The 23,425-nt window shown below is 62.5% G+C and carries 41 protein-coding genes; 23 read left to right on the top strand and 18 right to left on the bottom strand.

Annotation, left to right across the window (positions count from 1 at the left end; all coding sequences use genetic code 11):
• Positions 1-238: 238 nt before the first annotated feature.
• The 18 genes from G3N61_RS07905 to G3N61_RS07820 all read right to left on the bottom strand — a co-directional run bounded on the left by G3N61_RS07905 (position 239) and on the right by G3N61_RS07820 (position 8,438).
• Positions 239-787 carry a hypothetical protein gene (locus G3N61_RS07905; RefSeq protein ID WP_205822085.1) on the bottom strand — a complete coding sequence of 183 codons (549 nt, stop codon included), beginning with the start codon at positions 785-787 and terminating at the stop codon, positions 239-241.
• 1 nt (position 788) lies between these two features.
• Positions 789-1,001 carry a hypothetical protein gene (locus tag G3N61_RS07900; protein ID WP_205822084.1) on the bottom strand — a complete coding sequence of 71 codons (213 nt, stop codon included), beginning with the start codon at positions 999-1,001 and terminating at the stop codon, positions 789-791.
• Between the two features lie 5 nt (positions 1,002-1,006).
• Entirely contained in the window at positions 1,007-1,411 is a 405-nt protein-coding gene (locus G3N61_RS07895; protein ID WP_241017633.1) for a hypothetical protein, read from the bottom strand.
• 7 nt (positions 1,412-1,418) lie between these two features.
• Positions 1,419-1,892 (bottom strand): Lar family restriction alleviation protein, encoded by a 474-nt coding sequence (locus G3N61_RS07890; protein ID WP_205822083.1) that lies wholly within the window; start codon positions 1,890-1,892, stop codon positions 1,419-1,421.
• 3 nt (positions 1,893-1,895) lie between these two features.
• A complete protein-coding gene (locus G3N61_RS07885; protein WP_205822082.1) occupies positions 1,896-2,411 on the bottom strand; it encodes a hypothetical protein in 516 nt (171 codons plus the stop codon).
• 8 nt (positions 2,412-2,419) lie between these two features.
• Positions 2,420-2,605: a hypothetical protein gene (locus G3N61_RS07880; protein WP_205822081.1), complete on the bottom strand. Its 186-nt coding sequence runs from the start codon at positions 2,603-2,605 to the stop codon at positions 2,420-2,422.
• Complete coding sequence (locus G3N61_RS07875) at positions 2,599-2,796, bottom strand: hypothetical protein (protein ID WP_205822080.1); 198 nt, start codon at positions 2,794-2,796, stop codon at positions 2,599-2,601. The genes G3N61_RS07880 and G3N61_RS07875 overlap by 7 nt, the downstream gene beginning before the upstream one ends.
• Positions 2,793-3,137, bottom strand: a complete 345-nt coding sequence (locus tag G3N61_RS07870; RefSeq protein WP_205822079.1) for a hypothetical protein — start codon at positions 3,135-3,137, stop codon at positions 2,793-2,795. Before G3N61_RS07870 ends, G3N61_RS07875 begins: the two co-directional genes overlap by 4 nt.
• Complete coding sequence (locus G3N61_RS39450) at positions 3,134-4,591, bottom strand: hypothetical protein (RefSeq protein WP_241017632.1); 1,458 nt, start codon at positions 4,589-4,591, stop codon at positions 3,134-3,136. Before G3N61_RS39450 ends, G3N61_RS07870 begins: the two co-directional genes overlap by 4 nt.
• Entirely contained in the window at positions 4,588-4,926 is a 339-nt protein-coding gene (locus tag G3N61_RS07860) for a hypothetical protein (protein WP_205822078.1), read from the bottom strand. Before G3N61_RS07860 ends, G3N61_RS39450 begins: the two co-directional genes overlap by 4 nt.
• A 137-nt stretch (positions 4,927-5,063) precedes the next feature.
• Positions 5,064-5,459, bottom strand: coding sequence for a hypothetical protein (locus tag G3N61_RS07855; RefSeq protein ID WP_205822077.1), 396 nt, complete (start codon positions 5,457-5,459; stop codon positions 5,064-5,066).
• A complete protein-coding gene (locus tag G3N61_RS07850; RefSeq protein WP_205822076.1) occupies positions 5,456-5,821 on the bottom strand; it encodes a hypothetical protein in 366 nt (121 codons plus the stop codon). The genes G3N61_RS07855 and G3N61_RS07850 overlap by 4 nt, the downstream gene beginning before the upstream one ends.
• Entirely contained in the window at positions 5,818-6,096 is a 279-nt protein-coding gene (locus G3N61_RS07845) for a hypothetical protein (protein ID WP_205822075.1), read from the bottom strand. The genes G3N61_RS07850 and G3N61_RS07845 overlap by 4 nt, the downstream gene beginning before the upstream one ends.
• 41 nt (positions 6,097-6,137) lie before the next feature.
• Positions 6,138-6,461 (bottom strand): hypothetical protein, encoded by a 324-nt coding sequence (locus G3N61_RS07840; RefSeq protein ID WP_205822074.1) that lies wholly within the window; start codon positions 6,459-6,461, stop codon positions 6,138-6,140.
• Between the two features lie 66 nt (positions 6,462-6,527).
• Positions 6,528-7,091: a hypothetical protein gene (locus G3N61_RS07835; RefSeq protein ID WP_205822073.1), complete on the bottom strand. Its 564-nt coding sequence runs from the start codon at positions 7,089-7,091 to the stop codon at positions 6,528-6,530.
• A 44-nt stretch (positions 7,092-7,135) separates the two neighbouring features.
• Positions 7,136-7,684, bottom strand: coding sequence for a hypothetical protein (locus G3N61_RS07830; RefSeq protein ID WP_205822072.1), 549 nt, complete (start codon positions 7,682-7,684; stop codon positions 7,136-7,138).
• Positions 7,681-8,022, bottom strand: a complete 342-nt coding sequence (locus G3N61_RS07825; RefSeq protein WP_205822071.1) for a helix-turn-helix transcriptional regulator — start codon at positions 8,020-8,022, stop codon at positions 7,681-7,683. Before G3N61_RS07825 ends, G3N61_RS07830 begins: the two co-directional genes overlap by 4 nt.
• 5 nt (positions 8,023-8,027) lie before the next feature.
• Entirely contained in the window at positions 8,028-8,438 is a 411-nt protein-coding gene (locus G3N61_RS07820) for a hypothetical protein (protein WP_205822070.1), read from the bottom strand.
• Positions 8,439-8,538: 100 nt separating this feature from the next.
• Here G3N61_RS07820 and G3N61_RS07815 point away from each other — a divergent pair, with 100 nt between their 5' ends.
• The 23 genes from G3N61_RS07815 (at position 8,539) to G3N61_RS07705 (ending at position 23,380) form a co-directional block, all read left to right on the top strand.
• Positions 8,539-9,738 (top strand): site-specific DNA-methyltransferase, encoded by a 1,200-nt coding sequence (locus G3N61_RS07815; RefSeq protein WP_205822069.1) that lies wholly within the window; start codon positions 8,539-8,541, stop codon positions 9,736-9,738.
• Between the two features lie 7 nt (positions 9,739-9,745).
• Entirely contained in the window at positions 9,746-10,180 is a 435-nt protein-coding gene (locus G3N61_RS07810) for a Gp49 family protein (protein ID WP_205822068.1), read from the top strand.
• Entirely contained in the window at positions 10,177-10,410 is a 234-nt protein-coding gene (locus G3N61_RS07805) for a hypothetical protein (RefSeq protein ID WP_205822067.1), read from the top strand. The genes G3N61_RS07810 and G3N61_RS07805 overlap by 4 nt, the downstream gene beginning before the upstream one ends.
• Positions 10,410-10,958 (top strand): hypothetical protein, encoded by a 549-nt coding sequence (locus G3N61_RS07800; protein ID WP_205822066.1) that lies wholly within the window; start codon positions 10,410-10,412, stop codon positions 10,956-10,958. Before G3N61_RS07805 ends, G3N61_RS07800 begins: the two co-directional genes overlap by 1 nt.
• Complete coding sequence (locus G3N61_RS07795; RefSeq protein WP_205822065.1) at positions 10,955-11,302, top strand: DUF3307 domain-containing protein; 348 nt, start codon at positions 10,955-10,957, stop codon at positions 11,300-11,302. The genes G3N61_RS07800 and G3N61_RS07795 overlap by 4 nt, the downstream gene beginning before the upstream one ends.
• Complete coding sequence (locus tag G3N61_RS07790) at positions 11,299-11,733, top strand: hypothetical protein (RefSeq protein WP_205822064.1); 435 nt, start codon at positions 11,299-11,301, stop codon at positions 11,731-11,733. Before G3N61_RS07795 ends, G3N61_RS07790 begins: the two co-directional genes overlap by 4 nt.
• Before the next feature lie 75 nt (positions 11,734-11,808).
• Positions 11,809-12,696, top strand: coding sequence for a hypothetical protein (locus G3N61_RS07785; protein WP_205822063.1), 888 nt, complete (start codon positions 11,809-11,811; stop codon positions 12,694-12,696).
• On the top strand, positions 12,693-13,379 hold the full coding sequence (locus G3N61_RS07780) for a hypothetical protein (protein ID WP_205822062.1): 687 nt from the start codon (positions 12,693-12,695) through the stop codon (positions 13,377-13,379). Before G3N61_RS07785 ends, G3N61_RS07780 begins: the two co-directional genes overlap by 4 nt.
• Before the next feature lie 84 nt (positions 13,380-13,463).
• Positions 13,464-14,858, top strand: a complete 1,395-nt coding sequence (locus G3N61_RS07775; RefSeq protein WP_205822061.1) for a hypothetical protein — start codon at positions 13,464-13,466, stop codon at positions 14,856-14,858.
• 80 nt (positions 14,859-14,938) lie between these two features.
• Positions 14,939-15,223 carry a hypothetical protein gene (locus G3N61_RS07770; protein ID WP_205822060.1) on the top strand — a complete coding sequence of 95 codons (285 nt, stop codon included), beginning with the start codon at positions 14,939-14,941 and terminating at the stop codon, positions 15,221-15,223.
• 72 nt (positions 15,224-15,295) lie between these two features.
• Entirely contained in the window at positions 15,296-16,075 is a 780-nt protein-coding gene (locus G3N61_RS07765; protein ID WP_205822059.1) for a hypothetical protein, read from the top strand.
• Complete coding sequence (locus G3N61_RS07760) at positions 16,076-16,255, top strand: hypothetical protein (protein WP_205822058.1); 180 nt, start codon at positions 16,076-16,078, stop codon at positions 16,253-16,255.
• Positions 16,255-16,890, top strand: coding sequence for a hypothetical protein (locus G3N61_RS07755; RefSeq protein ID WP_205822057.1), 636 nt, complete (start codon positions 16,255-16,257; stop codon positions 16,888-16,890). Before G3N61_RS07760 ends, G3N61_RS07755 begins: the two co-directional genes overlap by 1 nt.
• The gene (locus G3N61_RS07750; protein ID WP_205822056.1) at positions 16,890-17,219 is read left to right on the top strand and encodes a hypothetical protein; all 330 of its coding nucleotides are present in this window, start codon (positions 16,890-16,892) and stop codon (positions 17,217-17,219) included. Before G3N61_RS07755 ends, G3N61_RS07750 begins: the two co-directional genes overlap by 1 nt.
• Entirely contained in the window at positions 17,216-18,031 is an 816-nt protein-coding gene (locus G3N61_RS07745) for a hypothetical protein (protein WP_205822055.1), read from the top strand. The genes G3N61_RS07750 and G3N61_RS07745 overlap by 4 nt, the downstream gene beginning before the upstream one ends.
• A gap of 22 nt (positions 18,032-18,053) precedes the next feature.
• Positions 18,054-18,875: a hypothetical protein gene (locus G3N61_RS07740; protein WP_205822054.1), complete on the top strand. Its 822-nt coding sequence runs from the start codon at positions 18,054-18,056 to the stop codon at positions 18,873-18,875.
• 13 nt (positions 18,876-18,888) lie between these two features.
• Positions 18,889-19,206, top strand: a complete 318-nt coding sequence (locus G3N61_RS07735; protein WP_205822053.1) for a hypothetical protein — start codon at positions 18,889-18,891, stop codon at positions 19,204-19,206.
• Positions 19,207-19,220: 14 nt separating this feature from the next.
• Positions 19,221-20,951 carry a hypothetical protein gene (locus G3N61_RS07730; protein WP_205822052.1) on the top strand — a complete coding sequence of 577 codons (1,731 nt, stop codon included), beginning with the start codon at positions 19,221-19,223 and terminating at the stop codon, positions 20,949-20,951.
• Positions 20,952-21,003: 52 nt separating this feature from the next.
• Positions 21,004-21,384 carry a hypothetical protein gene (locus tag G3N61_RS07725; protein WP_205822051.1) on the top strand — a complete coding sequence of 127 codons (381 nt, stop codon included), beginning with the start codon at positions 21,004-21,006 and terminating at the stop codon, positions 21,382-21,384.
• A gap of 13 nt (positions 21,385-21,397) precedes the next feature.
• On the top strand, positions 21,398-21,700 hold the full coding sequence (locus tag G3N61_RS07720) for a hypothetical protein (protein WP_205822050.1): 303 nt from the start codon (positions 21,398-21,400) through the stop codon (positions 21,698-21,700).
• Positions 21,685-22,317 (top strand): hypothetical protein, encoded by a 633-nt coding sequence (locus tag G3N61_RS07715; protein ID WP_205822049.1) that lies wholly within the window; start codon positions 21,685-21,687, stop codon positions 22,315-22,317. The genes G3N61_RS07720 and G3N61_RS07715 overlap by 16 nt, the downstream gene beginning before the upstream one ends.
• Positions 22,314-22,814, top strand: a complete 501-nt coding sequence (locus G3N61_RS07710) for a hypothetical protein (protein WP_205822048.1) — start codon at positions 22,314-22,316, stop codon at positions 22,812-22,814. The genes G3N61_RS07715 and G3N61_RS07710 overlap by 4 nt, the downstream gene beginning before the upstream one ends.
• Positions 22,811-23,380 (top strand): hypothetical protein, encoded by a 570-nt coding sequence (locus G3N61_RS07705; protein ID WP_205822047.1) that lies wholly within the window; start codon positions 22,811-22,813, stop codon positions 23,378-23,380. Before G3N61_RS07710 ends, G3N61_RS07705 begins: the two co-directional genes overlap by 4 nt.
• Positions 23,381-23,425 lie beyond the last annotated feature (45 nt).

Below are 23,425 nucleotides of genomic sequence, written 5' to 3'. Positions count from 1 at the left end.
CTGTCTCTCAAGTCGCCCGTGTAGACTGGCGCGCGCGCTAGCATTCGGTCGATCGCTCGACGCATGCCCTCGGGTGTTGGTGCCGTCGCTTCCTCATCGGTGCAGTAGCGGCAGAACGAGCCCCACTGAGGTTGCATTTCTCGGATGAATCCGATCGTCCCGGATCGTGTTTCGTTGATGCCGAACTCGACGCCACGGTAAGTCTCGCGATGCAAGTTCCGGGGAAGTGTCGAATCGCTCATACTGGCTTCGCCTCGAGCTTCAGCTTCGCCACATCGCGCGGCACGTCCGCGAGCACGCGCACGACGGCATCGAATGTGCCATGTGAGTCGTGAACCGTGCACGTCAGGTTGCTCGGCATCTCGATGCCGTCTCGCCACGCCTGAACGTCCACGCGGACGGTCAGCGGGCCGCCGATCTTCGTCTCGAACGGCAGCTGCTCTCCGCGATCGATCCACGCGCAATAGGCGAACGTCTTTTCGTATTCGCCGCCACCTGCGCGCAGAAGCCGGCCGGTGGTTTCCCACCAGGTGCCGAAGTCGATCGCTACGCGTTGTCCCTCGACGTGCTCGGGATCGACAGCCGGCGCCATGTTCGGGCTCACGATGGTGTAGCACACGAGATTCGCGCGCTCGGCCGCTACAACGGCATCCTCATGCGTGTCGAAGGGCGCGGCGTGGCGAAGCGACGGGATGAATTTGGGCCTGCCGTCGTTGATGCCGGTGCCGTAGCACAGGAAACCCGGCTCGTTGTCGTTCGATACGACGTAGTGCGCTTGCTTGGTCATGTCAGCTGTCGTCCTTCGGTTTGTTGCAGGCCTCGCACGGGATGCCGCGCTTGGCCTCGGTTACGGTGTCGCACTTCATCCAGTCGGTTCTCGCGCCGCACTTGCCGCATTCGAACCTTGCAAGAACGTCATCGGCGCCATCGCCGCCCGCGTCGAATACGTGCATGAGGACGCGGCGCGGCCGGCGCGGCTTTTCGCCGAACAGGTCGCGCATCTCGGTTACTCGACCTTCGTGAAGGTGCGGTGGATGATCGTCTTGGGCTCTTCGGTCACGTTCAGGTCGTAGGCGTGCTCGATCCAGTTGATCGCCGCCGGCTCAGCGTGCTTGCCACCACCGTACCAGTACGTCCAGCCGACCCACGATCCATCGGGCGCTTGCGCTGCCACCGCGTCCGACTCGTAGTGTCGCGACCAGTCGCACGGCAGCCCCGTCTGTTCGCCGGTGCCGCGCACTTGTTCGCGCGCGTCCTGCAGCGCGTTGTCGTCTCCTTCGGTTTGCTCGTAGAGCTCATCGACGTTCTCGGCCGTCACTTCCGGCAGCGTCGTTTTTTTCCACTCGGCGTGCTGCGCCAGAATCATCCATTTGAGCTTCTGCTCGGCGGTCATCTTCGTTGCTTCGGTCATACAGTCCTCACTGGTAGGCGGAGCCGGGTTGTCCGGGCTCGTTGGAGTTGGTGCAGGTGTTGCGGTGGTCGTTCGCGTGCGGGCAGCGCTTGTTGCCGCAGCGCGCGCAGACGATCATCCGCGTCATCGCGACGGGTATTTCGAAGCCCATTCCGGAATCGACAGTCTTTCCCATCAGGCATGTGCGGCACTCGCACTGCGCCGCCGGCGTCGGCTGAATGACGACGGCGGCATTACTCGTGCCGTGAACGGGCGGCAGGACGATACCGGCACTCATTTGCGCGGACGCTGCGCGTGTGTTCCACGCCTCGGCCGCCTTTTGCGGCGAGTCTTGAATCAGCGGGCCACGCGCGCGGCACTTGCCGCAGATCCCCTGAAAGTAGCTGCCCACGCGCCGATAGTTGCCTCGCCGCTTTTCGGTGAGGCGGGCTTTCCCGCCATCGAACGGGCAGGGCGCGAGCGCAATTTCCGTGTCGGTCATCACTCAATCCTCCAGCGCGCGCTTGATTTGCTTCGCCGTCGTAAGGCCAGCAGCGCGGCAGCCGGCCTCAGTGGCGCTGTAATAGGCCATGCCGCCTTCGCTGGTGTAGCCGAGCCGTACCAGGCCGAGCGCCTCCATGCGCTTCATCGCCTCGGTCGCTTCGCCACCGCTCGTCGCGTAGTAGTTGCGCCACCCCCATTTCGCTTTGGGGTAGTGCCCAGGTACGGCGCCGAGCATGTGCTGCAGCTTGCGCATGTCGCCATCGCTGACTTCCGCCATGCTCACGCGCACCCAACCTTTCGGCGTTGCCTTGATCTTTCCGCCTACGCGCAGCGCCTGAAGCCGGCGATCGACAATCCGCCATGCGACTACGGAGCCGCGCGTGCGCGGCGTGGCTTCTTCCAGTGCGATTCGCTGGCTCTCCGCGCGCACGGCGCCGCATTCGATTTCGATGAATCGCTTCGGATCGTCGCCGATGCTCGCGAGAATCAGCGCATCGAGTTGTTCGTACTTGCTCATTGGCTTCCTTATGCCTGTGTGGGGTTGAGCGGGCAGTCAAATCCCTTGCAATACGCGCCGGCCGATACGGTCGCGCCGCACTTTCCGCATGCTTGCTTGGCAGGTTGAGCATCGAGCTCCGGGTAGAGCCGCGCGCGGACATGCGCGGGCAGGCCGACTGCGCGAATCGCGAACACTTCAACGTCGGTCAGCATTGGCGGCCGTCCTGGCGGCGCTTCGCCTGATTCGCGTACAAGTCGTTCCAGGCCTTCAGGGCAACGTCCTCATCGACCACACCATCCAGCTCAAGAAGGTTTCCGCGCGCCGTGCGCATCGAAAATACGACGCGAATCTCACCTTGCTTCGGCACGTCCCGCCCGATTCGAGCCTTGAATTCGCCGCTCATTGGTTCTCTCCAGTGCGGACTGCATCAGCCGGCCCTGCGGGCTTCGGCTGCCAGTGCGTGTATTCGGGGAATCCGGCACTGACGAAGCTGGCCTCAACGATCGTGGGAAAGCCGGGATCGTTGTTCCAGGCAAGCACGTCGTCATCCGGAGCGATTCCTGCATCACATGGCCGCTGAATCGTGACGCTGATCCAGCTCGCTTCTGCGCTATCAGCGACTTCGTATTGCCAGCACCCGCCGTCATGCGTGGCCAGGAAGTCCTCGGCGACCAGTTCCGCGTGTACGTCGTCGTAATCTTCGGGCCGCTTGACGCGGATCACGATGAATTCGGGATGGCTCATTGCTTGGCTCCTTCGAGAAGGTCGAGGGCAGCCTCATACTCCAGCGCGCCGGGGCCGTATCCCTTGACCTTCTCGACTCGCCAGCAGGTAATGTCGGCGGTCTGTTCGACCCACTGCTTGATCGAGTCGGTGAGCGGTTTCATCTCCGATTCGTCAAACGGGCCAACCGTATCGGCGAGCTCCCCGACCTGTTCGTAGACCTGTTCCTCAATACGCTCAACGACTTCCTCCGCCAGCGAGGCGTGATTGATTTCGACGGGCGCGTTCTCGCCGACGTAGACCACCTGACCGTGACTGTTGTTGCTCAGGGCTTCGGCGATGGCGGCAGGGATCGAGTCGAACGGACCACTCCAGCGCTCCGCGTCGGGGCAGCTGGCATAGCTGTATTCGATGGACGGAGCCGGTGCTTGCTGCACGTTCGTCAGGCTGACAGGAGCGGATGCCGGAGCGAGAGGGGGTGCGGCGGCTGCGACCATAGCGGTGTAGGCCGGTTCGGCGAGGTGATGGGTTAGATCGGTTGCATTGAGCATTTCGTCGGTCGGCACCAACGGTACGAGCGCATAGCCGGCCGGGATCGCCACCGGCTGCGGGCCGGCGAACAGATCGCGCACTTCGATGGCGCCCGCGTAATCCGGCTTCCGCAATTCATCGGCATGCGCCTTCGATGCGCAGCGGTGCCAGTCTGCCGTTACATCGCCGGAGATCATGCGGAAGTCCCACGCCACCGGTTCCGCCGCCTGCGCGGGGGCGATCGCGCCAGCGATAAAGCCGTCGCGATATGCGAGCGCTTCTTTGATCGGCGTGTTCGAGTTCGCCCACTGTCCGGCCGCGAGCGTCGCGCGCTCGTTCAGGTCGGCAGTCCCTTCCGCCCCCGCCGCATTGGCTCCGTCGCAGAACGCTACCGGTCGAACTTGCCAGCCGGCGACGAGCTGATCGTGTTTCCCATCGAACTCGACCGTGAAGCGTGAGACATGGCCGGTCGGCGAGATCCACGCCCAGCCGATCTGCGCCCCCGCCGCATTGGGCGATGAGGCGCGGGCCTGCCACTGATCGGCCGATTCCTTGGATGCGAACAGCAAGCCGATTCGCGTGTCGGTATCGCGCTGAATTCGCGGCGTCGCCGCCCGCTCGTCAGCCACTGGCGGTTCGGGCTGCACGGCATCGTGCAGTCGCTGCTTCAGCACGTCGACCATGTTTTGATACCGCTTCACCGAGGCTTCAAGCTGCTCGATGCGCTCGTCGGCCGGCGCTGCTTCGTGCTGCTCGACAGGGGATGCGGCGAGCAGAAAGTCGCGGACACGCTTTCCGAGCGGATAATCGTGGTCGTCATCCTCCATTCGAGCGACGACCCGAATCAGGCCGCCGTGGCCGTTGACAGCAAACTCGTACCAGTCCCCGTCGCGTTCGGTTTCAACGATCGTTAGCGCATCAGCGAGGCTCTTTTCGGTGGTCATGCCTTCGCTCCCATTTCTTCGATCATTGCCTGGTAGATGGCTTGTGCCGGCGCGCGGTAGCGGGCCTGGCCGATCGGCGCGTTGTCGTTGAGGTGCTCGGATGCGACGTGTTCGCCCCGATCGAGGCCTGCCTTCGTCGGTTCGATCGGAACGATCACGCAGCCTTCCGGCGCTTTACCTTCTGCGGTCATGTGCGCGGCGATGGCGGCCGTGAGGCGCAGGGACAGCTGGTTGAGTGCGTTGTGACCCGGTTGATTCGGGTCAAAGTACAGGGTGATGGTGCCGTGCTCGATGATGTGCGGGCAGTCGAGCGCCGCCATGTAGATCGCCTTCATGTTGTTCTCGCGGTGGTTTAGAGCGGAGCCAATCTTAGGCGCCTAACGCCTCAATGGCAAGAGAAAAGTGTATCTACGGGGTAAATATTTTACCCGAGGTTCACGGGGTGGCGGCGCAAGACTGCGCCGCGCGAGGGTTACGCCTTGGTTGGGGCCTTGGCCGGCTTCACGCAGGCGTCGTAGTGACCTTGGATCGCCTTCAGCTTGCCTTCCGGTGTGAGGCTCGATCGCAATGCGATACCGATGAAGCCGATCGTGTGCTGCACGCGGCTCATGTGCTGCCGGTAGCGCGCCTGTTCGTCATCCGGCGCCTTCAGCCTCTCGCCGAGGTCGATGAACACCTTCGACGCGTCCCAATCGAACCCCGGATAGATCGCGCGCACGAGCTTCGACGGCGTGCCGCCCATCGTCGCGTGTCCTGGGTCATACGCGACGCACAGGCGCTGCGTGCGATGCGAGCGCTCCGCGATCGCAGCGAGGCGCTCAACGGCTTCCTCGACGGTTATGCCGTCCGGGTAGGTGGGATAGCTCACGACGGCAGCCCGCACATTTTCGCGATCAGGCTGAACACGATCTGATTCGCCTTGCCCTGTTCCGTACCGCTAATGTGGTCAACGCAGAAGCGGCCGTTGTACTCGTCCAGCCTCCCTTCAACCGCACCGGCCTTGATGAGCGCGCCATACAGGCTGTATTCCCATCCGCTGTTACCGAATGGGCTCTTGCTGCTGAATCCTTCGCCCTCGTCCCACAACGCTTTCAGCAGCTCGCCCAGGTACTCGCGAATGCTCACCTCGCGCTCCAGATCCGTGCAATGGAAAACAAAGTCCAGCAGCTCGGGGTTTTCGCACGGGGCCGGCGCGGGGATATAGCGCACGCCGTCGATGATTACGTTCATTGTTGGAGCTCCTTCAGGTGGTGATTGATCGCGGCACGCAGTCGCGCGCGCTCGCGACGTGCCGTTGCGCTCGCTTCGTTGCGCGTGTTGTAGAGGGCGATGAGCTGCTCGTCGTCCGACTGGTGCGGATCGCCCTCGTAGCTACCGTTGTGGTCGCTGTAGAACTCGTTCAGGCGCTTGCGGTGCGCGGCCTGAGCGCGGCGCATGGCAGCTACAGCGGCTTGCGTGACGATCGCCTGTTCGCCAATGGCCGCGAGCCGCTTCTGCGGCTCCATCAGCCGCAAATTCCGCACGAGAACGCGAAAATTGGCTCGGCTCATCGCAGTTGACCCATGAGCCTCGCTGCCTTGCGCGCGCGCTTCGCCTCAGCGGCCGCCAATCGGTGCTTGTCGTCATCTGTCACGGTAGGGCGCCAGTTGCGATCGGCGTCTTGGTTGAGCCGGTGCAGGGCATCCAGCGGAATAGGCGAGCCGATCGCGGTCAGTGCTTCTCCGAGCAGGAGAATGCGTGACGACGGCAAGCCGAGGCGGTAGCGCCGGCTGATATGGGGCGTCGCAACGACGGCGACCCGGCGCTCAGTCTCCGCAGGCTCGCGATTGGTTTCGTTCAATTCGGCTCCTTCGGCGGTGGTGGCATCCACGCGTTCGCCAGGGCGAGCACGAGAAGCCAGTAAGCGGTCAGTGGGTTCAACGTGCGCCTCCATTGGTCAGAAATTTTCCTTCAGCAGAGCACTCAGCTCGCGGAATTTCGAGAGGCGCCGCTCGGAGTGCTCGACGCGCTCTTCGATGCCGAGCGCAGCCGTGTCGATCCTGTCGGCGATCTGGATCAGCTCGGCGGCCTGCTCGCGGAGCGCCGACGCGATGCCACCCAGGATCGAGATAGGGGTGCTCTCATCGGCAGTGGTCTGGATGGCGGCCGGCGCCACCGGCTCGACAGGGGGCAGACTTTGCTCGCCGGCGGGGAGTGAGATGGTTTCGCGCTCGCGCGGCGTTACTCGCTGGAAAGCGCCCCGTTCGGGTTCCTTGATCAACCCCGCGTCCTTCAGGCTGTCGAGGCAGCCTTGCGCAGTGCGAAAATCGACGCGCGTGCTGCTTCCCATGCGCGACATCTCGGTGACGATCTTGTTCGCGCTCCATGCCTCCCGGATTGGAACCCCCTCGAATATTTTGCGTGCGATCGCCGTTTGGCCTTCGAGCGCGATCTTGAATTTGGCTGGTGTCATCTCTTTATCTGCTGCTTTCAGTCCGTCATAAAAGCCCTTGGCGTACACCCTCCGGTGTGCGCCTGGCTCACGATCAGTCGCGGGCATGGCAGTCAGGCTTTCGCCGCCGGTCGGGTGAGCATCAGGCGGCTGAGGGAATCCCGGTAGTCGTGCGCGGTCACGCAATTCGCCAGCGCTTTCGCAACGGTGGCCGGCTTCTCGGCGGCCATCTGGATCCAGAAGCGGAACAGCGCGCCGTCGCGCTCCGTACCGGGCGCGATGAATTCGGCATCCACTACCTCGTCCGCCGGCACGCCGCGAATCGCGAGTGCGTGCGCACGCGCGGCGTGGTGATAATCGAGATTCGCGTTCTCGCCGTAGAAATGGATCAGCCTGTCCGAAAGGAACTGCAGCATGTCGGCCGGCGTGGACTTGCCGTAAAACGTCGGCGCCGCCTTCGTCAGCGCCATGCTCGTTCGGAAACGCTCGAGCGAGCGTGACCAGACGCGGCCGTCCGGCGCGCGGTAGACGACCGTACGCGGGAATTTCTCGGCGCGCTCGCCGTCGTCCGGCTCACTCGTCACGAGTAGTACGGTGTACGTGTTGCCGTTGCGATGCAGGTACTCTGCGCCGGCCTGCGGAATGGGGATCAATTCGCTCATTGCTGCATGAGTTGTAGGTAAGGGTTCAAAGGGGTGACGCGAGCCTTCGCGTTGATGATGGTTCGCATCTTGTCTCGGTACCGCGCGCACGAGGCAACACGGTTCAGGCGTGGCATCGGCTTGCTTTTCTTGTCGCCGGCAGACCACACCGGCGTGTGGCGACCGGGGCCGTCCGGCGGGTTCCAGTCCGATACGTAGGAAAGCTTGGCGTCTCGCAGACCGTGCAAATGATCGCGAACGGTTCGCTCCTTCAGCCCGGAGTGGGTCTGCAGCTCCAGGTTCGTCAATGCACCATGCCGCTCAAGCAGCGCCAGGATGACGGTTCGATTCGGGTGCATAGCGCTCACTGGTCATCCGCCTTCTGCGACATGATTCTGGTGAAGGCCTCTTTGAGAGCGCGCAGCTTGGGGAGGTCAATTTTTCCGGCCGGGTACGTGCGCTCCAGTGACCCGAACCACCGACGCAGCTCGGCCAACTCATTCGCCTCGGTGACCTCGACGGTTACAGGCGTAAGCCGCGCCGAGCGCGACGATGCGCCTTTCTCATACCCGGCCCTGCGATCGAAGCGACGCTCTTTACCGCTTCCAGGGGCCACGCAGATCACCAGCGTTGCGGTGACGCGCTGCACTTCGAGCAGGGCATACGTCGTTTGCCTGCTCCAGCCAGATTGCTCCGGCAGCGCAGCCCAATCACCGGGTTTCAGCGACCGCAGCCAATTCATCCGCGTGGCTTGATCCTTTTCGCACTCTGACATTTGACGCTCCCTAGGTTTATTTACCGCCCCGGTGAATTTACCCGAAGGATAAACTAATTTCCTTGCCTTGTGGGTACCGTCGATGGAAAAATGACGCCCCATGAAGAGTGATAACTACTTTCTGTATCACGGCGATTGCCGCACTGGTCTTGGCTATGTGCCCGACTCGTCGGTGGATAGCATCGTGACTGATCCACCGTACGAACTGGGCTTCATGGGTAAAGCTTGGGATAAATCTGGTATCGCCTACGACGTGGCGATGTGGGCCGAATGCCTGCGCGTGCTCAAGCCCGGCGGGCATCTGCTCGCGTTCTCTGGCACGCGCACGTATCACCGGATGGCGACCGCGATCGAAGACGCCGGATTCGAGATCCGCGACATGACGCCGTGGCACTACGCGCAGGGCATGCCGAAGTCGCGCAATCTCGATGGTGAATGGGAGGGGTGGGGCACGGCGCTCAAGCCTGCTACTGAGCCGATCTGCGTCGCGCGCAAACCGTTCAAGGGCTCTGTTGCCAACAACGTAGCCATTTATGGGACGGGCGCCCTCAATATCGACGGCTGCCGCGTATCGGCTGGCACCCCGCCGGCGCCGACCGTCAACCCGGACGTTCGAGGTGGGCGCTACAACTCGGACAACTCTGACCGGGCGCGCGTGGGTGAATACGTGCCGTCCGAGCTCGGCCGCTGGCCGGCGAACGTGCTGCACGACGGATCGCCGGAAGTGCTTGCGATGTTCCCCGATGCGAAGGGTCAGCAGGGCGATCTGAATGAGACTGGCCGCGATCGCCCATCATCTGGCCGGTTTGGTGACATAGCTCCCCCGCGCGCGCATAAAGCGCGCGTCGAGGATGACAAGTCCGCCGCCCGGTTCTTCTTCTGCGCGAAAGCCTCGCCGACCGATCGGCACGAAGGCCTCGACCGTCCAGGCCCGCAATTCAAGAAAGGCACGACGCTGCGGCAAGTTGAAGTCGCGGCGGCGGCCGGCGCGCTGAAAGGCAACACGCATCCGACCGTCAAGCCGACCGAGCTCATGCAATTTCTGACGCGCCTGGTTACGCCGCCAGGCGGCATCGTGCTTGATCCATTCGCCGGCTCGGGCTCGACAGGAAAGGCCTGCATGCGCGAAGGCTTCCACTTCATCGGCTTCGAGCTCGACGCCGCGCACATAGCGATCGCGGATGCGCGCATCAAGCACGAGCTGCTCAAGCTCGGCATCGAAGCGCCGGCCGATCCCATCGTCACACTCCCGCAACCTGAGCCAGCCGCCGACGAAGCGCCGCAGCTCGCCCTTATCTGAGGATCGAATGAGCAATAACCGCATCACACAAGAAGGCATCGAAGCAAAGATCGATTGCGAGTCGTACGAAGTGCTGGCCGATGGCCGCACGACGCTGTGCACGCTCACGCTTAAAAACGGCTGGACGCAGGTCGGCATGTCATCGTGCGTGGATATCGCCAACTTCGACGCCGATAAGGGGCGCCAGTACGCGCGCGAAAAGGCGATCGAGCCACTGTGGGCTCTCGAAGGCTACCTGCTGCGAGAGAAGCTGCACCGCAATTCGACCCTGCAGAAGTGGTGCCCGGAAGGCGCGAATCCGCACGTGCACCAGTGCGCGAACGGCGACGTGGCGATCATCGACGCGAACAAGGCCGAAGTCATGCTCGTGCTCATAGCGCGCAAAGGCAGCGGCGCAAACGCGTACAAATTCCTGAACGCGCTGACGCAGGAAATGGCGTGAGCGATATCGAATCCGTCCGAGCGCTGGCTACCGAAAACGCGCGCCAGATCGCGCAGGCGAACACGCAGGGCGCGCAGATAAAGCGCGCTGCACAGGCCGAGCTCGCGCAGGTCGAGGCGAAACTCGCCGCGATGACGGCCGGCGCCGTCGTCGCCGATCCCGCCAAGCACGGCGAATACCAAACCCTTGTCACGCAGCGCGACCAGCTGCGCCGCGCAGTGGAGAACTGATGGCATCACTTTCGCAACAACCAACTGTCACTGTCGAGGCGGCGCTCACGCTGGACGAGGCGGAGATGCGCGCACTGGAGGCGATCACTGGCTACTCGGCGAACGATTTCCTATCGCACTTCTACAAGTACATGGGCAAATCCTATCTTCGGCCCCACGAGGCAGGTTTCTGTTCGTTCTGGAATTCGATTCGCGAGCCGCTCAAGCTCATCTTGAAACGCGCCGACGCCGCACGGGACGCGTTCGGGCCCTCGAGCGATCCACGGCCGGAGCTCCCGCCGCTCGGCGCGAATGTCTCCGCACTCCTTCAAGCGCGCGTGGTGCGCGCTGAGCGCGCGCTGAAGAGCGCCGGATTCGAGGACAAGGGCGGTGAGGATTGGAGGCCGCCGCTTGGCCGGCCGCCGTTGTCGCCCGAGCGTATCGCCGCAATCGCGAAGGACTGCGCGGACAGCCTCGGCGAAGACAAGACGGTCGGCGTTGCTCCTGAGGCATACATCGAGCGCGCTATCCAGCTCGCGCTCGCTGAACAACAAGGACGGAAGCCATGATCCAACTTCACCTGACGTTCTTCCCGCTTCTCTTCTGGCTGGTGGTCGGTCATGTCATCGCCGACTATCCGTGGCAGGGTGACTTCCTCGCCACCGCGAAAGACCGCAATACGCCGATCGGCAAGCTGTTCTGGCCGCACGCGCTCGGCGCGCACGCGATGATCCACGCCGGATTCGTCGCGCTCTTCACCGGCTCCGTAGCCCTCGGGCTCGCGGAGGCCGTCATCCATGCGCTGACCGACTTCCTCAAGTGTGAGAAGCGCATTTCGTTGAACACCGATCAGGCGATTCATTTCGCTTGCAAGGTACTTTGGGCCGCGATCGCGGCAGGAGCTTTTGCATGAAAAGGATTTTCGATTGGGTGATGGGTTTGTCAGGGGCTGCGTTGCTGCTGATTAACATTCTGCGCGCCGTTCAGGAATTCGACGCCGGTCATTACTGGTGGGGCGCGTTCCTGGTTGCATTCGCGCTCTTCTGGTTCGGTTCCATCGCGGCCGATTTCCCACCCAAACAAGGCAGTCGCCGCGCTCACTTTCAAGAGCGCGCCAGCAATTACACCCTCTACCGCTACTTTGCCTTTGTGCTCGGGATCCATGTAACGATTTTCGCGCTTCCCTATCGGCTGGCGGTGGACGTTACGGTCGGTGCTGCGGCAGGTGTGTTCTACGCGACCAAGCGAACGTGGCATGAGCTGCGCGATATCTTCATCCTCGCAAGAGCGATCGAGCGGCACCGGCGCGTGTCTGCCGATCCCGATAACCGATATCCGGTTTGAGCAAGACCGAACGAAAGCCCGCCTCGTGCGGGTTTTTTTGCACCCGAAAAAAAGTCGTGACGGCAAATTTCCGTCATGCAAAGCGCAGACGATCAAGCCCTTCTGAGTGCCGTTCCGGCATTCATCAGCATCTCCGACATGCTGAAGGCGACGCCCATAACTGAGGGCGCCGATCGCTTCGTGTATCTCGAAGCATCGAATGAATCAACGGATCAACAGGGCGAGGTAGTGCTCGCGAAGGCGCTCGCCGATTCGGCTGCCTACTACCTGAAGTTCGGCAACCTCGATATCGACCACTACACGCAGATTGGTGCGAAGCAGGGCATTCCCAACTACGAGCTGTACGAGATTGGGCGCCCGATCGAGGTGCGCGCGGACAAGGGCACGACGTTCGTCAAGGCGCAGATTTACACCGGCTCAGGCGCGGCCGCCGAGCGCGCAAACAACTTCTGGTCGTCCCTCGTGGATCTGAACCCGCCGAAACGCTGGTTCCCATCCGTGGGCGGCGCCATTCAAGAGAAGGAAGTTGGCATTGACCCGGCGACGAAGAGCAAGCGCGTGCTCATCAAGCGCGTTCGCTGGACAAACATCGGCCTGAGCCTCACCCCCGTCAACCCGAACCTCGCGACCGTCTCGACCGTTCCGTTTGGTGCCCTTACGAAGTCGTGGGGCTCCGATGGGTTCGATCTGGCGAAGGCGCTCGAGGCTGGCTATGGAACGGACTCCGCATCGCTCACTGGCGGTGCGGCTCTGCGGGTGCAGTCGCTCGATCGCGCGCTGCACTCCTATTGGGATATGCGCGATCACATTTCGGACTCGATCCTCAAGGGCAAGGTCAAGCCGCGCCCGGACGAGATTTACCGTGAAGCTCAAAAGCGTTTCGGATTGTCAGCCAGTGAGGCAGGTGAATTCGCAGAGCGGTTTTTGGGCGACCTGAAACACAACTTGAAGGAGAAGGAATGAGTTTCAAAGCTCTGTTGGATCGTTTCGAGGCGCTCCAGAAGTCGGCGCCCGCCGATGGTGGTGCTGACGACGACAAGATTGCCGCCGCTGCGGCCGCTTCGGGTGATACGGCGAATGCCGATGGCGCCGCCGGTTCCGGCGACGCTGGCGCGGGTGCTGGTGATGGTGCCGGCGACGCTGCAGGTTCGGGCGCCGGCGAAGGCGAAGGTGAAGGCAACGAGCTCCTGGGCAAGTCGTTCACGATCCAGCTCGATGACGGCTCGGAAATCGAGGCGCACGACGGCACCGAGCTCGTCAAGTCGCTGGTGGAGCAAGTCGGTGCGTTGCGGGGCAATGTCGATGGCTTGAACACCGAGCGCGAGGAAATGACGAAGGCGCTCACGACGGCGTGCGAAGTCATCGAGAAGCAGGATTCGCTGCTCAAGTCGCTGTCGCAGAAGGTCGATGCGCTGAGCAAGCAGGGCCGTGGCCGGTCGTCCGTCTTGACCGTGACCGAAAAGCCTGCCGCAACGCAGCTGACGAAGTCGGAACCGGCCGGCGTGACCGGCGAGGACTTCATGGCAAAGGCGATGCAAGCGTTCGACGCTGGAAAGATCGTCGGTCGTGACGTTGCAATTGCTGAACACGCGATCGCTGCCGGGAAGGAAGTTCCCGCAGATATCCGTACGAAAGTTTTGTCCTAATTCTTCGGGAGAGAAGGGAATATGATCAACCCGGCACTTTTGCAGGGACTCGCCAGCGGTCGCGTCATCACTGGCGACATGGCGATGGGGGACGCCGAAGCGCTGCAAAAAGCGCTGACGGCGGGCTACGGCACCGACGTTTCGACGCTGACCGGCGGCGCTGCGCTGCGCATCCAGTCGCTCGACAAGACGATGAAGACCGTCATCCAGGAGAACAAGCACTTCGTGCTGTTCAACGAGCTGGCGAAGTCGAACGCAACGGCGACGGTTGACGAATGGACGGAACAGTCGGGCGTCGGCGGTTTCCTCGGCGGCTCGACCAATACGGAACTCGGCAACATCAACCAGGCGACCGGCGACTACGCACGTCGCGTGGGCATGGTCAAGTTCCTCATGACCCAACGCCAAGTTTCGTTCGTGCAGTCGATCACGAACAACATCGTGGAAGCGGAAGCGGTCGAAGCGCAAAACGGTGCTCTGCAGCTGCTGACGGACGCCGAATACCTGTCGTTCGAGGGCGATTCGACCATCGTCTCGACCGAATTCGACGGCATCGGTGCGCAGATTGCCAGCCTGAACTCGTCCGATCACGTCATCGACGCGGCCGGCGGCCAGGTCAACAAGATCGACCTGATCGACCAGGCAGCCGCGACGATCAGCGGGTTCGGCAACTTCGGTACGCCGACGCACTTCTTCAGCTCGCAGCTGGTGCAGTCCGACCTCAACACGTCGCTGGATCCGGCATTCCGCGTGAGCCTGACGAGCGTCGGTGGTGGCGGTATCGAGCTCGGCGCACCGGTCGTCGGCATGCGCACGTCGTGGGGCGAGATCAAGAACTGCCCGGACGTGTTTATCCGCGACGAGAAGCAGCTGACGCCGTTCGAACTGCGCTACCCGGCATACGCCGTGGCTAACGCAGCGCTGCAACCGGCAGGCGTCGCGGTCGCGGTCAACGCGTCCGGCGGTGCATCGAGCAAGTGGACGGCTGGCCAAGCGGGCAACTACTACTACGCTGTCACGGGCCTCAACGCGAACGGCGAGTCGCAGGCGGTTGTCACGGCTCAGGCTGCGGTTGTGGCCGGCGGCAACGCAGTGCTGACGATCTCGCGCTCGGCCGGCGGTCAGGAAACCGGCTATGCGATCTATCGCGGCCGCCTGAACGGCACGAACCAGCTGTCGGATCTGCGTCTGATGAAGCGCATCCCGTCGTCGGGCGGCGCAACGACGGTGTTCACGGATCTGAACCAGGACATTCCGGGCACGACGAAGGCGTACATCCTGAACATGCGCTCGGGCGCCGATGCGATCAACTGGCGTCAGCTGCTGCCGATGACCAAGTTCGCGCTGTACCCGACGAACGCGGCTGTGATTCCGTGGGCTCAGCTGCTGTTCGGCTACCTGCGTATCGCGAAGCGCCAGCAGCACGTCATGATCAAGAACATCGTGCCAGTCGGCGCGCAGTGGCGCCCGTTCAACTAATGGGTGGCGGGCCGGGGAAACCCGGCGTGTAACAACGACTCAGGCCGGCTCGTCCGGCCTGAGTCATACCTGAGACAGACATGACCATCAAAGTCCTTTGCACGCTTCCCAATGCGTCTCTGCTCATCAATGGCGTGAAGTTCGAGCACGTCATCGACGGCGTGGTTTCGGTTGACGAGCTGAGCCAGGCGCATATCGATCACTTCGGCGCGATCGCCGGCTACACAATCTTCGATACGGACGCCGATAGCGCGGCCGCCGACACCCCCGGCAACGCTGGTGAGGGCGCCGAGACGGCGGCGCCCGAGAGCGCGCCAGATGAGGCTGCGCAGCGCCCGCGTGGCCCGCGCAAGGCGCGCGGCTGACCCGTTTAGTGCGTGCGTCCGTTCGGCGGCCTTCGGGCCGCCGTTTTTATGTCGTGACGGCATTCTGGTTCCATGCCTACTCCGACCAATTCCGCGCTGTTCGTGCTCGCCGACGCGATCGCCGAGCTGCAGAACTATCGCCTGCCGATGATGGCGGCGAATTTCCCGCTCCCCGTCATCCCTGACGCAGCGACTCTCACGAAGAAGATCCTCGCGGCGGAATCCGAGCTCGCGCGCAAGCTCGGCATATACCTGCAGCCGACGACGATCTTCGGCGGGGCGGATCCATCAGCTGATGCCATCGCTGCACTCAACGGCGCACCGTATGCGGTCGAGTCCGGCTATGACATGACGCCGGACTTCTTCAGCACGTGGCAGTGGGGCACGTTCCTGCTGCGATCCCGCCCGGTTCAGTCGGTCGCGTCGATCAAGTTCATCTATCCGTCGCTGAATGCCCAGGTCGTAGACATTCCGACAACGTGGATGCAGGTAGACAAGCGCATCGGCCTGGTGAACCTCGTGCCGGGGCCGGGTGGCTTGAATATTCCGCTGAACATTTTCTCGATGCAGGCGATGAATAGCGGCTCAACCGTGCCGAACATGATCCGCGTCGTCTACGTCGCGGGGCTTGACCCGTCGAACCCCTTTTACGCCGATGTGCAGGACATGGCGATGAAGCTCGTTGCGCTGCGCATTTTGAAAGACACCTTCCAGCCACAGTCGGGATCCATCTCGGCCGATGGCCTTTCTCAGTCCGTATCTACCGACGTGACGAAGTTCGGAGCGGCGATCGACAGCGAGATTGCCGATCTGCGCGAGCGACTCGTCGGCCCTATCCTTGGAACCTTCTAAATGGAACCGCACATTCCCGGCGATATCGTTTTCCACCTCGGCCGCACGTGTCGCTATCTCGGTCATGGCCGCTACGAGCCGATCGAAACGCCGCTCGAGAAGCAAAGCTCGATCGCCGATGACGAGATGACTGCCGGCATGCGCGCGGCAATGGATCGGTTCGTTTCCGAGACGCCGTAATGCAGCTCAACCCCTCGAGCTTCAACCAGTTTCTCGACCGGATCGGCCAGCTCGTGACGTGGGCGCGCGGCTACGCGTGTCCATGCGTGAACCCGTCATCGGGTTCGCCGAAACCCAGCTGCCCGGTATGCCGGGCAAAAGGGCATACCTGGGACGCGCCGGTGCCGTGCAAGACGGGCGTAGCCGGCCGCGACCTTCACCAGAAGTGGGCTCAGTTCGGCGTTTGGAATCAGGGCGATATCGTGCTCTCCATTCCGTCCGATTCGGCGATCTACAACATCGGGCAGTACGACCGCGTGGTAATGCTCAATCGGTCTGAGGCTTTCTCGATCAACATAATCGCAGGCGTCAACACGAGCGTGCCCATCCCGTACGTGTCTGTCGATCGCGTCGCGTGGATGAGTCCGGACGGCAAGAGCGAGATTCTCGGGACTCCACCCGTCGTGAACCCGGACGGATCGCTTTCGTGGCCTGGTGGGATGCCGCCAAGCGGCGCAACGTACTCGCTCTCCGGCCGCCGGCGTCAGGAATTCTTCTGCTTCAACGATCAGCCGTGGGATCGGCCGCACTTCGGCGGCGCACAACTGCCACGCAACGTCGTGCTGCGCCGGTTCGACCTCTTTGGGAGAGGGTAGTGGCCGTCTTGCTGCAATGGATCAAGCGCGCGCGCTGGCATGCTTCCCTGTCGCACTGCTTCGAGGGATTGCTCATCCAGATCCCGATGACCATCGTGACGAGCAGCCACTGGTACGGCGCCGCATCGGTCGTCGTGTGGTACTGGTCGCGGAAGAAGCTGGAGGTCGAGATTTCCAGCCAGGGCGCCGGCGACACGCACGTCGATGTGTGGACGTGCGGCTGGTTCCCGTGGGAGTGGGATAGGTACAAGGCGCTCGACGTGCTCCTTCCGGCTGCTTCATCCTTTGCCATCGCTGCACTGGCCGTGCACCTGGGCATCCCCGCATGACCGCGAAGTACAAGATCGGCGTCGATCTATCGGGCGTGCTTGCCGCGCTCGATCAGAAGGCGCTGCAGCTGCTCGGCGCCGTCGCCGAAACCGTCCAGGCGACTGCCGAAGCAACGTCACAGAGCTGGAAGAACGCGGTAATGAAGGCGCCGCTCTACCAGGGCGACAAAGCCGCGTATGTCAACTCGATCAACTGGTTCAGCGTCAACCAGTTCGAGGCGATCGTGGAGTCGGATTGGGATCGCGCAGCACTCATCGAAACCGGGCAGCCCGCGCGCGACCTGAAAAACGCGCTCAAGACTTCCCTGAAGGTGCGCATTGTCCAGAAAGGGAAGCACGCCGGCCAGCGCTACCTCATCATCCCGTTCCGCCATAACACTCCAGGGAACGACGCGCACGCGGCCGCCATGCCCGACGACGTGTACGCGTTCGCGGTACAGCTCAAGCAGTCGCGCATCACCGGCCAGAGGCTCGTTCCAAATCAGCAGGGTGCATCGGTTGGTGGCAAGCCGTTGCTCATCAAGCGCAATACGTACAAGTGGGGCGGGGCGCTGCCGGCGGGGCTCGGGCCAAAGCTCAAGCCACACCACAAGACCGACCCATACGCCGGCATGGTGCGCATGAAAACGAACGCTATGGGCTCGGCCACGTCATCGGCCTATCTGACGTTCCGCGTGATGGGCGAATGGTCGAACGGGTGGATCGTGCCGCCGAAGCCTGGCATGTATATCGCGCGCGGCGTCGCGGCAAAGATGCAGGTCAAGTTCGATGAAGCGATCGGCATGGCGCTGAAGTCTGCTGCGGGGGAGTAGGTCGTGACGGGACGATCCCGTCATGATCTCGTTTCTCAACGCGCTTGCCGCTGGTAATGCTGTCTCGCTGATTCTTGCGCCGCCGCAAGGCGCGCGACGCTGGTCTGTCCTGCGCAAGCCGAGCGACGATATCAGCGGCATCAACGACGCCGGCGCGACGCTGGTGTACAGCGGATCCGAGAAGTACATCGTAGACGTGACCGGCCTGTACAACGGCTCGGCTTACTTCTATCAGCCGTTCTATTTCGACGGCACGACGTGGACGACCGCCGCGTCGGCATCAGTTACCCCTCAATGCTCCTTCGAGTTTATCGACTGCGACGTGCTCACGTTCGTTCGCGACCGCATTGCGCTCGGCCTTCAGGCAGCCGTCGAGCGTGAGGCGCTATTCCCCTCAAGCGGCTCGATTCCCGTCCTGACTGCCGCGCCGACCGAAGAGAACGTGAGCTTCCCGGTCGTGACGGTACACCTGCAGTTGAACGCATCAGCTGATCGCGCCATCGGCGAGGTCATCGGAATGGACGAGCAAGTCGATGCGAACGATGTCATGTCGTTTGACGGCTGGCTCGAACGCCATCAGCTGGCGCTCGGCGTGTGGTGCCTCAACTCGGATGAACGCATAGCAGTGCGAAATGTCGTGAAGGCGATTGTCCTGAGCAACTTGCAGGTTTTCGACGCAGCCGGGATGCAGCAAATCGACCTTCAGTTCGTGGATCAAGAGGATTTCGAAACGTACAACGCGCCGATGTACCAGGCGATTGGAACGATCAGCTGCATCGCGCCGGCAGCGATCGGAATCACGGCACCAGCCATTCAAGTGATTACCGCGCAAAACGCTTTTTAAGGAAGGAATGTCGATGACGACTACCACTGCAGCAACGGACGACGCTGGCACGTCCGCCAAATCGACCGGGAGCGGCTCATCCGCACCGGCCGCGCCGGCTGCGTCGCCCGCACCTAACGCGAGCTCGACCACCTACACCGCAACCGGCCCGCAAATCGTGACCGAGTTCGCACAGAACGCTGACGAGTTTTGCGCGTCGCTGTCCGCTGGCGACAAGCGCGTCGAGCTGATCAGCGCGTTTCACTCGATGGAAGTCGCTGCCGGTCGCGTACGTGATGTGCCGTCTGCCTATGCGGCGCGCTTCCAGGCGTTCATCAACCAGCCCGCCTAACTGGAGGCAGATACATGGGTATGTTTTTCAATGGGCGCTACTACGTTAGCCCCGCCGTCGTGAGTGCGGTAGACGACTCGGCGATGTTCGACCAGGGGGCAAGCGTTGGCAATACGCTGCTCCTGATTGGGCAATCGACGGGTGGCCTGCCCAACACACCGCTTCCGTTCGGGTCGCCGGCTGAGGCCATCGCGACGCTGCGCAGTGGCGAGCTGATGGAGGCATGCCGTAAGGCATTCTCGCCGAGCAACGAGACTGGCGGCCCCTCGAAGGTCATCGCCATTCGCGTGAACCCTGCCGTTCAATCGACGATGCAGCTGCTCGACGCTCAAGGCACGCCGACGATTACGATCACGTCGAAGGACGCGGGCCTGTACACATCGCAGATCAAGGTGAAGATCGAGAATGCGACGCTGAATGGCCTGAAGCTCACGCAGCAGCTCAGCCAGAACTACACCGTGCAGGACAACGTGTACCGCAACGCGTTTTCGGTGCAGTACAACGGCGTGCAGGCAAGTGCGACGATGACCGTAGGAGAGTCGAGCGTGACACTGTTCGCGCCGGCCGGCACCCAAGTCGCATCGATCGACCTCACGCAGTTCCCGACCGTTGGCCAGCTCGCCGACCGCATCAACGGCGTGACGATCGCCGGCGTTCAGCCATTCAGCGCGACCGTGCTCGATGGCAACTCGAATGCTCCGGCACTCAACGGCCTCGATGCAGCAACGACGGTGGATGTGAAAACGGCCGCCTATACGGCGACGGCGCACGTTCAGGCAGTCGTGGACTACCTGAATAGCGCGTCGAGCCCGTACATCAACGCGACGCGGCTGGCTGGCTCGGACAAGGTTCCGGCACTCATTCCGTTCACGTACCTGACGGGCGGATCGGATGGCGTGACGACGCTCGCGAACTGGTCGAACGCATTCACGACCGCTCAGACCGTCGATGCCCAATGGCTCACGCCACTGTCCAGCAATCCCGCGATCGCGGCGATGGCGGATGCGCACGTCCAGTACATGAGCACGATCGCGTTCATGGAGCGTCGCTCGATCGTCGGTACCGCGCTCGGCACGACTGACTCGGCCGGCGTGCTGGCAGCAAAGGCGCTCAATTCGGATCGCACGGGACTCGTCCACCTCGGCTACTACGGCTACGACGTGAACGGCAACTACACGTTGTTCCAGCCGTACATGACGGCCGCGCTGGTTGCCGCCGGCTTTGCGGGCCTGTCGCCGGGTGAGGCGATGACGAACAAGTCCCTGACGGTTTCGGGCTTCGAACGCGTTCTGCGCAATCCGACCGATACCGATGCGCTGATTCAGGGCGGCGTCATCCCGCTCGAGAGCAACTCGAGCGGCTACGTGGTCACGCAGTCGGTTTCGACGTGGCTGACGAACAGCAACTACAACCGCGTCGAGCTGAGCTGCGGTGCCGCGCTGGATTACGTCTCACGCACGGTTCGCGATGCGATCAAGCCGATGCTCGGCAAGGGCGGCACGCCGCTGAACCTGAGCGCAATCCTGGCGCGTGCCGATACCGCGCTGCGCCTGTGCGCGACGGCTGCGCCGGCCGGCCCTGGCGTTCTCGTGGGTGACGCGAAGAGCCCTGCGTACAAGAACCTGACCGCACAGCTGAACGGCAATCGCGTGTCGGTTTCGTTCCAGGGCAGCCCGGTCATTCCGATCAACTACGAGGACGTGACGATCCACGCTGTTCCGTACAGCGGCACGGCCTCGGCATAACGGAGGATAGATGCGCACCAACGTAAAAACGCGCAGCGGCAACCGGGTTGTCGTGCAGTTCGACGGCAACACGGTCGGCTTGCTGCAAAACATCCGCATGTCGGACGACTATGCGCCGGAGCCCGCGAGCGGGATCGGCGATATCCACGCGATCGAGTACGTGCCGACGATGGCTCGCCACACGGTCACGGCGGAAACCATGATCCTGTTCAACGGCGCGCTGCGTGAGATGGGCATTGCGCCGGAAAACGGTGATGCGGTTCTGCAGGGGAACGTGTTCGATATCTGCGTCATGTCGAAAGACGACGGCTCGATCCTTCGCAAGATCATGTCGTGCTCGTTCGCGAGCGGTGACACGGAAATTTCGAAGCACGCAATTCTGACCAGCAACTGTACTTTCAACGCGCTCGACGTGTCGGGCACAAGCATGTAACTAGGAGTCGCGCATGAAGAAGTTCCTTCAGCGCGGCCTGCATGACTGGCGCATGGTGGCACTGCTGATTCCGGCAGTGCTCATCCTCTGCACCAACATGCCGGTCGCACTCACCATCGGCTATTCGTTCTCGGTCGCGTTCATCTTTGCGGCGGCATCGCACCTGCTGCGCAAGGTGTTGTTCCCGTATGTGGATCTGCGCGAGCTGGTCGCACAGGCGGCCTGTACACCGCTCGGCTCGGCTGTCGTGTTTATGTCCGTCATGATCGTGCTCAGCTCGATCATGCTGGCTATCTCGCTATGGCTGTCGCACTGACGCCGCCGGACGCGTCGCTTGCGTATCTGCCAGTTGTCCGGTCAGAGCTTGTCGTGCTCTGGCCGGATCACCCGCACCCGGCCTACGTGCCGGCGCAGATTGAGCAGGAGACGTGCCCGTCGCTCAAAAGCAAGCTCTGCTGGAACCCGCGCGCCGAGCTCAAAACCTCCCGCGAGTACGGTTTCGGGCTCGGCCAGCTCACGATCACCTCAAAGTTCAATAACTTCCTCGAGGCGAAAAAGTGGGACAAGTCGCTGGCCGACTGGCAATGGAGCGATCGCTTCGACGCGAAGTATCAGGTTCGCGCGCTCGTCGCGTATGACCGCAATCTGTACCGGCAGATCAAGGGAGCCTCCGATCCAGACAACCAGTACGCGTTCGCACTGTCCGCCTACAACGGCGGCCTCGGCGGGTTGCTGAAAGACCGTGAGCTCTGCCGGCAGACCAAGGGGTGCGACGAGTCCCGCTGGTGGGGCAACGTCGAGCACACGAGCCTCAAAGCGAAAACCGCCGTGAAGGGCTACGGGCAGAGCTTCTTTAAAACGAATCGTGACTATGTGCTGAACGTCATGCGCGTGCGCTCGCCGCGATACGAAGAAGCGATGAGGAAAAAATGACCCACGAAGTCAAACACACGTTCACCGAGTACGTCGAAACGCCCGATCACGAGAAGCGTACCGAGAGCGCGCTGTTCCGCAAGAACAAGCGCACGCTCGTGCGCCAGCTCGGACTCGGTTGCTGGATTTGCGGCAGGAAGGAAAGCCCGGAGGTGCATCACCTCCACGAGTGGTCGGTATGGGGTGCGCTCGATCCGGAGAAGGTGCTCGACACCCTGCACGTCTTCGACCCCTACGGCTACACCCACAACATGGGCGACATGCCAATCGAATCGCCCGACGACATTCGGAACCTGCTCGTGCTGTGTGGCGAGTGTGAGATTGACGGCGTTCCGGTGCCGGGCGGCCACCATCGCGGCATCGACGCCGGCGTGCATGACGTGACGTTCCCGACGTGGGTTGCGCAGCGTGCGGTGAGGGACGGCATGTCGATCACGAAGGCGATTCAGCACGTCAAGGCGGTCGATCACCACCTGCAGGGGAGCAAACAGGCATGAGTCCCATTTCCAAGGTGCTTTGCGCGATCGCAGCCGTCGCGCTTCTTTTCGGCGCCGGTTACTTCGCCGGAATCCAACATGAGTCCGCTCAGTGGGCCGCCGAGAAGGCGAAGCAGGCTGGTACGAAGGCCGCCGTGACGACCGCCCAAACGGGTGTTACGCAATCCGTGGCGGTCGAGGCAAAGGCCGCCGAAACCAAGATCCAGACCGTCTATCGCGATCGGGTCGTCGTTCAGACAAAGGAGGTGCCCCATGAAGTCATTGTTCGCCAGGATGCTGGCTGCGTCGTCCCTAATCGCTTTGTCAGCGTGTGGAACACCGCCAACCGCCTGCAAGTTCCCGATTCCGCCGATCTACTTGATGAGCGCGCCTCCGGAGTTGTCCTCTCTGACATTGCAGCCGAGCACGACGCCGAAACGCAGCTCGCCCACGCAAACGCCGGCAAACTGATTCTCTGGCAGAAGTGGGCGCGCGAGCAGTGTGCCATCACCGGACAGTCCGGGTGCGACGCGATCGGTGCGGCCGAAATGCCGGGTGTCGCATCAGGTGCCGAGCCGGCGAAGTAGCTCACGGCAAGTCGTGATTGAACACTAGAAGGGCGATCAAACCGA

Source organism: Burkholderia sp. Ac-20349 (assembly GCF_017104865.1).
Classification (GTDB): Bacteria; Pseudomonadota; Gammaproteobacteria; order Burkholderiales; family Burkholderiaceae; genus Burkholderia; species Burkholderia aenigmatica.
This window is presented reverse-complemented; position numbering and strand designations above follow the sequence as displayed.